Raw genomic sequence first — 13,384 nt, 5'->3', positions numbered from 1 at the left:
GGAATTCAATATGGAAAAATACATCTTATCAATTGACCAGGGTACGACTAGTTCGAGAGCCATTTTATTCGACCATGAAGGAACTATTGTAGAAACAGCGCAAAAAGAATTTGAACAATATTTTCCTAAACCAGGCTGGGTTGAGCATGACGCGAATGAAATTTGGACTTCAGTTCTGGGCTGTATAGCTGATGTACTTGTGAGAGCCGATGTCGAAGCAGACCAAATTGAGGGAATCGGCATCACTAACCAGCGCGAAACGACTGTTGTATGGGACCGTCATACTGGAAAGCCGATATATAAAGCCATAGTTTGGCAGTCCCGTCAGACGCAGCCAATCTGCAATGAACTCCGCGAACAAGGACATAATGATACATTCAGAGATAAGAGCGGTCTGCTTTTGGACCCTTATTTCTCAGGAACTAAAGTCAAATGGATATTGGATAATGTCGACGGTGCAAGGGAAAAAGCTGAAAAAGGCGACTTGATGTTCGGTACGATCGATTCATGGCTTGTTTACAAATTATCTGGAAAAGAAGCTCATGTGACTGATTATTCCAATGCTTCAAGAACTTTAATGTACAATATTTACGATTTGAAATGGGATGAGGAGCTTCTCGATATTTTAGGAGTGCCGAAATCGATGCTGCCTGAGGTGAAACCTTCTTCAGAAATTTACGCCCATACAGTAGACTATCACTTCTTTGGTAGAAAAATTCCGATCGCCGGCATAGCTGGAGATCAGCAAGCCGCTTTATTCGGTCAAGCTTGTTTCGAAAAAGGGATGGCGAAGAATACGTATGGTACCGGCGGGTTCCTGCTTATGAATACAGGAGAGGAAGCTGTTCAATCTGAGCATGGACTCCTTACCACTCTTGCATGGGGAGTTGACGGTAAGGTGGAGTATGCCTTAGAAGGAAGTATTTTCGTATCGGGCTCAGCTATACAGTGGCTGCGCGATGGATTAAAAATGCTGGAATCCTCTGCTCAAAGCCAGGAAATCGCGAGCGAGGTGGATACGACAGATGGGGTTTATGTCGTACCCGCATTTGTCGGGTTAGGTACTCCCTATTGGGATAGTGAAGCACGAGGTGCTGTGTTCGGTTTAACGAGAGGCACGAAGAAGTCGCACTTTGTGCGCGCGACATTGGAATCGCTGGCTTATCAGACTAAAGATGTGGTCGATGCCATGCATGAAGATTCTGGAATTGAACTGAAAAAACTGCGCGTCGATGGTGGGGCTGTGAAGAATGATTTACTGATGCAATTCCAAAGTGATCTTCTTAACACATCTGTTGAACGGCCAAAAGTCGAGGAAACGACTGCTCTGGGTGCTGCCTACCTTGCAGGTCTTGCTATTGGATTCTGGGAAAACCGAGAGGAAATCGCTAAGCAATGGAAAGTAGGTAAAGAATTCGACCCTGACATGGAAGAAGAAAAGAGCGAGGAATTATATAAAGGGTGGCAGAAAGCTGTAGAAGCTACTAGAGTTTTCAAAACTGAATCTTAAGAGTGGATTTTTTTCGCTGCCTTTGATAAGATTAAACTAAGTTAATAGATTCTGGTCGGAGATTTGGAGAGACCACGACACTTTGTAACAAACGTTGCTAAAGTTGTTCGTGGTCTCTTTTTTTATTTCAATGCTCATTCCTACACATAATCCTGCCCCGAATAGGGAATAAAGGTTATCAGACGATCAAAATCATTCCGACTATATAAAAGGAGAGGTATCATCATGAAGAATTTTTCTAATTATCAGCGACAAGAACAATTTAACAAGCTTAATCAAGAAGATTGGGACGTCCTTGTGATTGGCGGTGGAATAACGGGTTCAGGTATAGCTCTTGATGCAGCCAGCCGTGGAATGAAGACAGCGGTAGTGGAGATGCAGGACTACGCGGCCGGAACTTCCAGCCGATCTACTAAGCTTGTTCACGGTGGTTTAAGATATTTAAAACAATTTGAAGTTAAAATGGTAGCTGAAGTAGGAAAAGAACGTGAGATCGTTTATGAGAATGGTCCTCATGTCACTACACCTGAATGGATGATGCTTCCGTTCCATGAAGGCGGAAACTTCGGTCCTTTCAGTACGAGCCTTGGTCTTCGTGTATATGACTATCTTGCAGGCGTAAAGAAGAGCGAGCGCCGAACGATGTTCGATTCCAAAGAAACGTTAGAACGCGAACCTTTAGTAAGAAAAGAAGGCCTTAAAGGAGCAGGGTTCTATGTAGAATATAAAACGGACGATGCACGTCTGACGTTAGAAGTAATGAAAAAAGCTGTAGAACATGGAGCCACATCGCTTAACTATGCAAAAGTAGTGGATTTTCTCTATAGTGACTCTGGAAAAATTGAGGGAGCAATCGTCGAGGATTCCATTAGCGGAGAAACATACCAAGTTAATGCTAAACGTGTAGTAAATGCGGGTGGACCATGGGTCGACGAGCTACGAGAAATTGATGGATCCAAAAAAGGTAAAACGCTGCAGCTGACGAAAGGTGTCCACCTTGTCTTTGACCAATCCGATTTCCCTTTACAGCAAGCGATTTACTTCGATACGCCGGATGGTCGAATGATTTTCGCAATCCCTAGAGACGGAAAAACTTATGTCGGAACTACAGATACGCCTTTTGATGAAGAAATCGATCATCCTAAAATGACAAACGTTGACCGCGACTATATATTGGATGCCATACACATGATGTTCCCGTCTGTGAAGGTTACGGCAGAAGATGTTGAATCCAGCTGGGCTGGTGTGCGCCCGCTTATTCACGAAGATGGAAAAGATCCTTCTGAAATTTCTCGTAAAGATGAGATCTTCGTTTCAGATTCAGGATTGATTTCCATGGCTGGAGGTAAACTGACGGGATACCGTAAAATGTCTCAGACCGCTGTCGATATAGTCAGAGATCAGCTGGCAGAGGAGTATGGTATTCGTTATTCTGATTCAGAGACGAAGCACATGGCTATTTCAGGGGGAGAAGTCAACGGATCCAAAGGATACAAAACGTTCAGGGAAGAAAGAATCAAAATCGGCGAATCCCTTGGGTTAACCCATGATAAAGCGGCAGAAATGGTGGACTTATATGGAGCAAATGTCGATAAATTTTATCAACTGTTCCAAGATAAAAAGGCTGAAGCTTCTGCAGCATTGATTGATCGGGTAGTATTTGCCCAGTTAACTATGGCTTTAGAATATGAGGGAGCCTATAAGCCAGTCGACTTTTTCGTAAGAAGAACGGCTGCCCTGTTTTTCAATATCGCCTGGGTGCACGAACACAAGCAGCCAGTGATTGATTATATGGCTCAAGAATTGAAATGGACAGATCAACAGAAGAACGAGTACACGGCTGAACTTGACGAATTGTTAAGAGAAGCTGTGGAGCCTGTGCAAATCAGTTAATAAAGTAAATGATTCAACCGTGAATTCACTTAAGTAAAGCTCAGAGCTGCTATATAGCTCTGAGCTTTACTTATATACAGATTTATAAAAATTAAATACCCCTTATTCTAAACCAGGCTTTAATATATTTATTGCGGTCTCAGCGTCTGAAAAGCCCCCCTATTCCTAAAACCACCTTCCACTCATTATGGTGACGGAACAGTCAACATCCTGTCAGTGCACTGACCAATAATTGATAAACGAAACTACTTATATGCTTTCGCTTTTGCCAAAAAAATTTAACAGCTATTTACTTAGTTTCAATACTTTATCTTAACTACTTGCCCATTGAGCGGATGGAATTTTTTATGTATACTTTTATTAACTGAATTTTCTAGGAATGGGAATGTTGTTTATGATCAATGCACAGAAGCTAGTCCGCCGCGATGGCGTAAGACAGCTTATTACAGGCGGAATATTAATCGCGATTATGATGTTTTTTTTGATTTCTATATTTTTTACCGGATTCAGCAGTATGCTTATTTCGAGCGTATATAGTATAGCTTTTGGTCTGGCAGGCATAGCCGTATTTAATCGCGGATTAAAGGATTATCGCGATGCATCTCAGTCCAAAGGATTCATTCAAGATCTTTCTGCTGATTCCTATCGCACCTTACCACAGCGCATGTATATCGGGCATAAAGCTGCAGATGCTTTTCATGCTAGCATATACGATATGAATGGAGAGGTATACAGCGAAATTAAACCAAAAGAAAAGTACGATATAAAGATTTTCAGACCTTTCATCAGCTTGTTTAATGGAGGAAGTCTTATTCCGGCTACTTATCAAATGTATGATAAGGATGGAAATCCTTCTTATAAAATCGATAAAAAAGGCGGGTTTACTTGGCGCGGTTATGTACAGCATCCAGATGGCATCTATGTAGCATATACTTCCCATGAAAAATTAAAAGGTACTGGCAAGAGTGTATTCCGTTATATTGAAGGAGAAAAAACTCAATGGACGGCAGAAGGAGATAGGGTTATCGGCCATTTGGAAGTGAAAGATGAAGAAGGACTTTTATGGGCTGTAATTAAAAGGGATGCTGTTCCTTATGAAGCTGCTGAACGATTTGACCGCATGCCTGGATATTTAGTCGAATGGAAAAAACGTGAAGATATTCCCCACTCCCTAATAGCTTTTCTATTCTTAGTTCAAACGAATACAGCTGGATAATTGCGCTGATGCCTGGCATCAGCGTTTTTTAGCGTGAAGTGAAACGTGTTGACCTTTACGTCAACGTAAATGCTATGATTTATGTGCGTAGAAGGAGGATTTTCTTATCGAAAATAAAACAATTTCAGAAGTAGCGTATCATTATGACGTCACTGCAAGAACGATTCGGTATTATGAAGAGCTTGGTCTAATTTCACCGATGAGGAACAATGGACAACGTGTGTTCACTCAAAAGGAGATGACTAGACTGCGTCTAATTTCTCGTGGTAAAAAATATGGATTTCAACTTGAGGAAATTAAAGAAATGATACAGCTTTTTGATCAGGATCCTTCGGGTATCAAACAGCTTGAATCCGTCATCCAGAGCGCTCAGAGAAAAATGGATGAGGTGGAAGCAAGAATTGAGGAATTACAATTGCTGAAGAAAGAGATGAATGACTGGATCATCAACTTTAATGAAGAATTGGAAAAACGGAAAAAGGAAGGCTGATGAACCTTTTCGACTAGTTCAACTTTGTAAAATAGTAAAAAATTCTTGGAGGTCTGTCTATGAATTTTTACAAAGAAGACGATGACTTGAGAGAAATTCTGAAAAAACAGCTGGAACCCTCATTTTTTGTTTGGGCTGATCGCAAGCTGAACGAATTTGGAAGAAAGTGTGCTCAGGAAATTGATCAAAGAGCGATTCATACGGATCGCGAGGGGCAGCCTAGATTAATCAAGTTTAATAAAAAAGGAGAAGATATTTCAGAAGTTTGGGTCAATGAAGGCTACCGTAATACAGTAAAAGAAACATATAGTGAGGGAATAGCAGGTTATCCGCATAAAGAAATTCCTGGACTAGGGTATAAAGGAAATTATATTTATTCTTTGGCACAAGGGTATTTGTTGTCTCAAGCTGAACCTGGATTTTATTGTCCAGTCACTTTAACAATGGCTACTGCTTATTTGCTCGACCACTATGCTTCTAAAGACATAAAAGCTGAATATCTTCCTCATGTGCTCTCTACGGGAGAAGAAGAGCTGTATGAGGGAGCGACTTTTCTAACCGAACGTCAAGGTGGATCTGATGTAGGTGCTAATGAAGTGAAGGCCGTAGCTTTAGAAAATGGAAGCTATCAATTGTATGGGGAAAAATATTTTGCCAGTAATGCTGGAATGTGTGGAGTAGCTATGGTGCTAGCGAGAATCGAAGGTGCCCCTCGCGGCACTAAGGGTTTAAGTCTGTTTCTTGTCCCCTGGAGACAAAAAGACGGCGGCTTAAACGGAATATCTATCCGCCGGTTGAAAGATAAACTTGACGTAAGGGCTGTACCATCAGCCGAAGTAGAGTTTGAAGGTGCAGAAGCTTACCTAATAGGTGATCAAAATCGAGGTTTCTATTATATGGTGGAAGCACTAAACTTATCTAGAGTTTGTAATGCAGCAGCTTCAGTTGGGATCATGCGGAGGGCTTATCGTGAAGCACGAAGTGGAGACGAGCGCGCTATTTAAAATGATTCAACGTTTTGACCAGACAGCACGTTTCCCAGCTCAAGTAAGTGCGAAAGAACAAACGGTCACCCGTCTGCTCATTGCCATTCTGAAAAAAGAAACAGCAGAGCAATCGATCCATTTTTCTCATGAAGCCATAGAGATGCATGGAGGGAATGGGTATATAGAAGATTTTGTAACCCCTCGTCTGTTGCGCGACGCTCAAGTGTTAACGGTCTGGGAAGGTACTGCAAATATCCTGGGGTTGGAAGTTGTCCGTCTGCTTACAAAACATAAAGCGCATGAACAACTTTTTACAGAGATGAAGTTTACGCTGGAAAACGTGACGGTGCTTTCTAAGGAAAAAGCACTTTTGCAGAAAGAAATAGCAGATCAGGAAAATTGGATCCATGAAGGGCTCCAATTATCACAGGATTTACAAACATTTCACAGTAAAGAAATAGCTAAAAGACTAGTTGATATATATGAAGGGGTTCATGCTATTGAAAGAGCTGCTGAAAGTGAACGAAAGTTAAGCGTTGCGAAGGTGTTTATACACCAAACCTTTAATCATGCAATTAAAAAAGCGAACCCGCTTACATTGAAATTTGCGGAAGATATATTGCAGCTTTCTGAGGAAACTGCAGCAAAAACTGATGAGAATTAAGCTCATCAGTTTTTTTATGGAAACTTTGTTAAATCTCAGTACTATTAAGAAAGTAAGTTTGCTCTATGCTGGTTTTGGTATGATAATAGAGAGAAGGTATTATAGGCCTAAGTATTGACGGTATAACTTCATCATGTTAGCATATTAGCAGACTAAAGGATTCAGGAAGGACGGAACTCTAAATGGCGAAGCGTCTTATGTTTGAAAAACCATTAGGAATGCGAGACACGCTTCCTTTTTTTTATAACCAAAAATCAAAAGCAAGAGAACAATTGAAGTCATCTATTCTTTCTTATGGGTTTTCTTTTATGGATACCCCCTTTCTCGAATATCATGAAACGGTAGGCAAGGTCAGTGCCACGAAAGAGCAGCGCTTATTCAAGCTGCTTGATCAGCAAGGACATACTCTCGTACTGCGTCCAGATATGACAGCGCCTATTGCTCGTGTGGCCGCCTCTCAGCTTAAAGATGCAGAATATCCTTTGCGTTTAGCTTATGACGGTCCAGTATTCAGAGCACAACAAGCGGAAGGCGGAAAGCCGGCCCAATTTGAACAGGTTGGGACTGAGCTCATTGGAGATCATTCATCTCACGGTGATGCGGAAGTCATTGCCTTATTAGTTGAATCATTAAAACGATCAGGTTTGACCGACTTTGTAATCACGATAGGACACATTGGTTATGTAAAAGCGTTCTTTAAAGATTTACTAGGAAATGACGAATCGACTAAAGAGTTGCTGCTGGAGCATCTCTATCGTAAAAATTATGTAGGTTACCGCGAAGAAGTGAAGGCACAAACCCTTACGGATGATAAAAAGAATGCTTTGCTAGCTTTGCTGGACCTGCGCGGTGGAGAAGAAGTATTCGCGAAAAGTAAATCCCTGGCTAGAAATCAAGTGTGCATGCAGGCGGTAAATGAATTGAAGCAGCTCTATAAGTTATTGAGTAATTATGGCGTTGAAAGCCATGTGAAATTTGACTTCAACCTGATCAGCCATATGAATTACTACACGGGGATTTTATTTGAAGGATACGCTCCAAACCTTGGCGCTTTATTATGTAATGGAGGAAGGTATGATACATTGCTTCCTTCTTTTAAGCTGAACGCGTCGGCTACTGGGTTCGCCATTCATCTGGAACGACTTGTAGAGGCAATCAATGATGAAGAAAATGGAGAAACCAGGCTTGGGGTCATCGTCGATGATGATACTCACATCAAAGGTGTGCAGAAAGCGAAGGAACTGCGTCAACAAGGATACCCTGTACTTTTACAGCACGTTGACCAGATCCCGGACATTCAAGAATTTAAAAATCAACTGAAAGAGCATATCGATTTTACTGCGAAAGGAGGACAAAATGATGAGTAAGCCACTAGTAATCGCGATGCCTAAAGGACGGATTTATGAAGAGGCAGCCGGTTTAATGAAACAGGCTGGTTACCATTTATCAGCCGATGCAGAAGAATCACGGAAGTTAATATTGGACTTTCCAGAACAGAACATCCAAGTGATGATGGCTAAACCTATGGACGTTGTGACGTACGTTGAATATGGTGCGGCAGATATAGGAATTGCGGGTAAGGATGTTCTTCTAGAACAAGACCGTGATGTATATGAAGTATTGGATTTGAAAATCAGTCCTTGCTACGTAGCTGTCGCAGGGCTGCCCAATCAGCCGCTCAGCCGTATCGCTCCGAAGATCGCAACTAAATATCCTAAAATCGCGTCAGACTATTTCAGACAACAGGGAGAACAAATAGAAATCATCCCGTTGAATGGTTCTATTGAACTGGCTCCCATCATTGGCCTCACTGACCGCATAGTAGATATAGTGTCTACGGGACGCACATTGAAAGAAAACGGTCTCGTTGAATATGAGAAAATTACGGATATCACGTCTCGTTTAATCGTCAACCCTGTCAGTTATCGTCTGAAGGGTGAGGAGATTGATGAGATGGTGAACGGACTGAGCAAAGCAGTGGAGGTGGAACAAGCTTGAAAATCATCCAAAAACACGAACTGAACTCTTTAAAAAGAAGTGTAGATCAAGGGACTGAAGAGCAAAGAGAAGCTGTTAAAAAAATCATTCATGATGTAAAACAGCGCGGAGATGCAGCTGTCCAATCTTACACGAAGCAGTTCGATCTAGTTGACCTTGAGGAGTTGCGGGTATCGGAAGATGAAATGGATGCGGCTTATGAATCGATTGATGGTGAATTCGTTGAAATTCTCCAGGAGGCTGAACAGAACATCCGTCGTTTCCATGAGCGCCAACGTACAAATTCCTGGTTTGAAGCTGCAGCGGATGGTTCAATTCTCGGCCAAAAAATCACGGCCATCGATGCTGCGGGCATTTATGTGCCAGGCGGGACAGCGGCCTATCCCTCTTCTGTTTTTATGAACGTTATTCCTGCCCAAGTAGCCGGAGTAGAACGTATCGTTATGACGACGCCCCCAGGGAAAGATGGGAACGTCCCTGAGGGCGTACTTGTAGCTGCTAAGCTCTTAGGTGTTCATGAAGTCTATAAAGTGGGGGGAGCTCAAGCTATCGCAGCATTAGCTTATGGAACAGAAAGCCTTCAACCTGTCGATAAAATCACCGGCCCGGGAAATGTATTTGTCGCTCTTGCCAAGCGTGAAGTTTTTGGGGATGTAGATATAGATATGATTGCCGGCCCAAGCGAAATCGCGGTGTTAGCCGATGACTCTGCTAAAGCTAACGAAGTGGCTGCAGATTTATTGTCACAGGCAGAGCATGATGCACGCTCCTCCAGTGTGCTCGTTACGACGAGCATAGAATTGGCTGAAAAGGTGGAAGAGCAAATTGAAGTACAGCTTAAAGACCTCCCGCGTTATGATATTGCGCGCGCAAGTATCGACGATTATGGAGCGATTATTATCTGTGAGGAGATGGATGAAGCGATCGCAGTCATCAATGAAATCGCAGCAGAACACTTGGAAATCATGACAAAAGATCCTTTTGGGGACATGGCGAAAGTGAAACACGCAGGGGCAATATTTTTAGGTCCATACAGCAGTGAACCTGTAGGGGATTACTTTGCGGGGCCGAATCACGTATTGCCAACCAGCGGCACAGCGAGGTTTTCCAGTCCGTTATCCGTTGATGACTTTACTAAAAAATCCAGTATCATCTCATATAGTGAGCAAGCATTAATAAGCAATGGCGGGAAAATTTCTCAATTCGCACGTTTAGAAGGACTCGAGGCCCATGCCAGGGCTGTAGAAACCCGGAAGGAGCGCTGGAAATGATGGCAGAGCGTAAATCTGTGATAGCTAGAAAAACGAGAGAGACGGATATTGAACTTGAATTCGCGATTGACGGAACAGGAACATCAGATCTTAATGTCCAAGTTCCTTTCATGTCCCATATGCTGGAATTGTTCACAAAACACGGGCAGTTTGATTTGAAGGTAGCGGGGAAGGGTGATGTAGAAGTTGATGACCATCACCTGACAGAAGATATCGGCATCGTACTTGGACAGGCTTTAAAGGAAGCATTGGGAGATAAATATGGAATCAAACGGTATGGATCTATGACTCTTCCAATGGATGAAACACTGGTCACTGTGGCCGTGGACTTGAGCGACCGGCCTCACCTTGAATGGCGGGCTGACCTTCCTAAGGATCGAGTTGGAACATTTGATACGGAAAATGTTCACGAATTTTTCTGGAAGCTGGCTGTAGAAGCTCGTATGAATCTTCATATTGTGCTTCATCACGGTGATAACACTCATCACATTATAGAAGCGATGTTTAAAGCATTGGCTAGAGCACTTGATGAGGCTACGACGGTCGATCCTAGAATTCAAGGTGTGCCAAGTACGAAAGGAAGTTTATAAATGATAGGAATCATTGATTATGGAATGGGTAATTTATTCAGCGTTTCGAAGGCGCTGGAACGAATGGACATTCCTTACAAGATAGGGGATCGCCCTGATCAAATCGATAACTGCACAGGATATATTTTACCTGGTGTTGGTGCGTTCCCGGATGCGATGAAAGCTCTTGAAGAACATGGTTTTATTGATTTTATAAAACAAAAGGTGAGCGAAGGTGTACCTATGTATGGTATTTGTTTAGGTATGCAGCTGCTGTTTGAAGAAAGCGAAGAAGGCGGTTTGACTAAAGGTCTCGGATTATTTCCCGGGAAAATCGAAAGGTTTCCGGGTATCAGTCCAGACGGTCAAACGTATAAAGTGCCTCATATGGGCTGGAATCAGTTGAAACTGCATCAATCTGACCATCTACTAATGGAAAATGTAGGTGAAGAATACGTCTACTTTGTGCACTCGTACGTCGTGGAAACTGACGAAGATGCCATACTATATGCCACAGCTGATTATCATCAGCAGGTGCCGGCTATAGTAGGGAAAGGTAACCTCGTAGCAAGCCAGTTTCACCCGGAAAAAAGTGGGCGTGCCGGTGTACAGCTTTTAGAAAATTTTTGTAAGCGAATCGTTAAACAGTGAGGAGCATTTAGTATGAGCTTTACGATTTTTCCAGCTATTGATATGCGAAATGGTCAATGTGTCCGCCTTGAACAAGGCGATTTTAATAAACAGACAGTCTACGGAGATAATCCGTTTGAAGTAGCAAAAGGGTTCGCTGAAGCAGGTGCCACGTGGATCCACATGGTAGACTTGGACGGTGCAAAAGAGGGATCCAAGCAAAATGCAGAGCATGTCGTAAAAGTAGCTCAACAGCTTGACGTGAAAGTCCAGATTGGCGGAGGTATTCGTTCAGAAGATGATATTGAATATTACTTAAGCCGCGGTGTTGACAGGGTCATTATAGGTTCTTTAGCTGTTCGGGACCTTGCGTTGACGAAGCAGCTTCTCGGTAAATACGGAAAGCGCATCGTCATCGGTCTGGATGCAAGAGACGGGTATGTCGCAACAGAAGGATGGCTTGAGAAGTCAGAAGTCCAGGCTGTTGATCTCGGGAAGGAACTGGCGAGTGCCGGAGCAAAGACGTTCGTTTACACTGATATCGCCAAAGATGGCATGCTTCAAGGTCCAAACACCTCTGAAATCGTGCGTTTAGCTGAACAGACAGGTGTGGATGTGATCGCTTCAGGCGGGATTAAAGGCATAGAGGACCTTCAGGAGCTGAAAAAATACCAGCAGTATAATGTCATCGGTTCTATCGTAGGGAAAGCACTATATACCGACCGTATCCAATTATCCGACGCATTGAATGAGGAGGTACGCTAATGTTATCAAAACGGATCATACCTTGTTTAGATGTGAAAGAAGGTCGAGTAGTCAAAGGCATACAGTTCGTAGATATCCGCGATGCCGGTGATCCGGTTGAATTGGCTAAAGTTTATGATGAACAAGGCGCAGATGAACTTGTGTTCTTAGACATATCTGCTACTCATGAAGGTAAAAAAACGATGATTGATGTGGTTCGTTCGGTCGCTTCTCAGCTAGCGATTCCTTTTACTGTCGGCGGAGGCATCCGTACACTTGAAGACATGAAAGAAACATTGAGAAATGGTGCTGATAAAGTTTCACTTAACTCAGCTGCTGTTAAGCGACCAGAGCTGATTAGTGAAGGTGCTGATTATTTCGGAGCTCAATGTATCGTTGTCGCTATTGATGCTCGTTACGATGAAGAAGCTGGAACGTGGCGCGTATATACGCATGGAGGACGTACACCTACGGAATGGCTCGTGACCGATTGGGCAAAAAAAGCTGTTAAGCTGGGAGCCGGAGAAATTTTACTCACTTCAATGAACCAGGATGGAGAGAAGACAGGGTTTGATCTGCCGCTTCTTAAAGCTGTACAAGAAGTAGTGACTGTCCCCGTTATTGCTTCAGGCGGTGCAGGATCGGCTGATCATTTTTATGAAGTTTTCAACGAAGTGGATGCTGATGCGGCTTTAGCAGCTTCTATTTTTCACTATAAAGAAACGTCAGTAGAAAGCGTAAAAGACTATTTACGCTCGAAAGGGGTCGTCATACGATGAATATAGATGATGTTGTTTTTGATGAAAAAGGATTAGTGCCTGCTATCGTTCAGGATGCTCGATCAAAATCTGTATTAACGCTGGCCTATATGAATAAAGAATCACTTCAAATGACTATCGACCAAAAGGAGACGGTGTTTTACAGCCGTTCTCGACAGGAATTATGGCATAAAGGCGCCACTTCAGGAAACACCCAGGCAGTTGAAAGTTTACATTATGATTGTGATCAAGACGCGATTTTAGTTCAGGTGATCCCATCAGGGCCAGCTTGTCATAAAGGAGATTATAGCTGTTTCAGTGATTCATTGATTGACCCTGGGGGTTCTCTAAAACAAGAACGCTATGCTATTCTCGATCAATTAACTCAAGTATTAGCAGAGAGGAAAACGACATTACCAGAAGGCTCATATACTTCTCAACTTTTCCAAGAGGGCGTAGACCGGATCGCTAAGAAAATCGGAGAAGAAGCAGGAGAGGTTATCATTGCTGCAAAAAACGATGATAAAGAAGAGTTGTCGATGGAGTCTGCGGATTTGTTATTCCACTTACTATTGTTATTGACCGATCGCGGCGTCAGTTTAGATCAAGTGCTCTCCGTGTTGGAATCCCGTCACCAGTAAATCAGTAGACAAAT

General features: G+C 42.8%; 12 protein-coding genes and 1 pseudogene. All 13 read left to right on the top strand.

Translation table 11 applies throughout. From position 1 onward, the window contains the following. Positions 1–10: 10 nt before the first annotated feature. The 13 genes and pseudogenes from glpK (at position 11) to hisIE (ending at position 13,370) form a co-directional block, all read left to right on the top strand. On the top strand, positions 11–1,510 hold the full coding sequence (gene glpK, locus LF817_RS08490) for a glycerol kinase GlpK (protein ID WP_253935366.1): 1,500 nt from the start codon (positions 11–13) through the stop codon (positions 1,508–1,510). Between the two features lie 225 nt (positions 1,511–1,735). Then, the gene (locus LF817_RS08485) at positions 1,736–3,403 is read left to right on the top strand and encodes a glycerol-3-phosphate dehydrogenase/oxidase (protein WP_253935365.1); all 1,668 of its coding nucleotides are present in this window, start codon (positions 1,736–1,738) and stop codon (positions 3,401–3,403) included. A gap of 394 nt (positions 3,404–3,797) precedes the next feature. Next, complete coding sequence (locus LF817_RS08480) at positions 3,798–4,619, top strand: hypothetical protein (RefSeq protein ID WP_253935364.1); 822 nt, start codon at positions 3,798–3,800, stop codon at positions 4,617–4,619. Between the two features lie 106 nt (positions 4,620–4,725). Next, complete coding sequence (locus LF817_RS08475; protein WP_253935508.1) at positions 4,726–5,109, top strand: MerR family transcriptional regulator; 384 nt, start codon at positions 4,726–4,728, stop codon at positions 5,107–5,109. A gap of 59 nt (positions 5,110–5,168) precedes the next feature. Continuing rightward, positions 5,169–6,759, top strand: a pseudogene (locus LF817_RS08470) (acyl-CoA dehydrogenase family protein). A 182-nt stretch (positions 6,760–6,941) separates the two neighbouring features. After that, positions 6,942–8,126: an ATP phosphoribosyltransferase regulatory subunit gene (locus LF817_RS08465; protein ID WP_253935363.1), complete on the top strand. Its 1,185-nt coding sequence runs from the start codon at positions 6,942–6,944 to the stop codon at positions 8,124–8,126. Continuing rightward, a complete protein-coding gene (hisG, locus tag LF817_RS08460; protein WP_253935362.1) occupies positions 8,119–8,757 on the top strand; it encodes an ATP phosphoribosyltransferase in 639 nt (212 codons plus the stop codon). The genes LF817_RS08465 and hisG overlap by 8 nt, the downstream gene beginning before the upstream one ends. Further along, a complete protein-coding gene (hisD, locus tag LF817_RS08455; RefSeq protein WP_253935361.1) occupies positions 8,754–10,028 on the top strand; it encodes a histidinol dehydrogenase in 1,275 nt (424 codons plus the stop codon). The genes hisG and hisD overlap by 4 nt, the downstream gene beginning before the upstream one ends. Continuing rightward, the gene (gene hisB, locus LF817_RS08450) at positions 10,025–10,618 is read left to right on the top strand and encodes an imidazoleglycerol-phosphate dehydratase HisB (RefSeq protein ID WP_253935360.1); all 594 of its coding nucleotides are present in this window, start codon (positions 10,025–10,027) and stop codon (positions 10,616–10,618) included. The genes hisD and hisB overlap by 4 nt, the downstream gene beginning before the upstream one ends. Further along, the gene (gene hisH / locus LF817_RS08445) at positions 10,619–11,248 is read left to right on the top strand and encodes an imidazole glycerol phosphate synthase subunit HisH (protein ID WP_253935359.1); all 630 of its coding nucleotides are present in this window, start codon (positions 10,619–10,621) and stop codon (positions 11,246–11,248) included. 12 nt (positions 11,249–11,260) lie between these two features. Beyond that, positions 11,261–11,992, top strand: a complete 732-nt coding sequence (gene hisA / locus LF817_RS08440) for a 1-(5-phosphoribosyl)-5-[(5-phosphoribosylamino)methylideneamino]imidazole-4-carboxamide isomerase (RefSeq protein WP_253935358.1) — start codon at positions 11,261–11,263, stop codon at positions 11,990–11,992. Continuing rightward, positions 11,992–12,750 carry an imidazole glycerol phosphate synthase subunit HisF gene (gene hisF / locus LF817_RS08435; protein WP_253935357.1) on the top strand — a complete coding sequence of 253 codons (759 nt, stop codon included), beginning with the start codon at positions 11,992–11,994 and terminating at the stop codon, positions 12,748–12,750. The genes hisA and hisF overlap by 1 nt, the downstream gene beginning before the upstream one ends. Then, positions 12,747–13,370, top strand: a complete 624-nt coding sequence (gene hisIE, locus LF817_RS08430) for a bifunctional phosphoribosyl-AMP cyclohydrolase/phosphoribosyl-ATP diphosphatase HisIE (protein ID WP_253935356.1) — start codon at positions 12,747–12,749, stop codon at positions 13,368–13,370. The genes hisF and hisIE overlap by 4 nt, the downstream gene beginning before the upstream one ends. The last annotated feature ends 14 nt before the right edge of the window (positions 13,371–13,384 follow it).

The sequence above is a fragment of the Halobacillus sp. A1 genome (genome assembly GCF_024189295.1).
Lineage (GTDB): Bacteria > Bacillota > Bacilli > Bacillales > Halobacillaceae > Halobacillus_A.
Note: the sequence above shows the minus strand (reverse complement) of the source record. Positions and strands in the feature narration are given on the sequence as shown.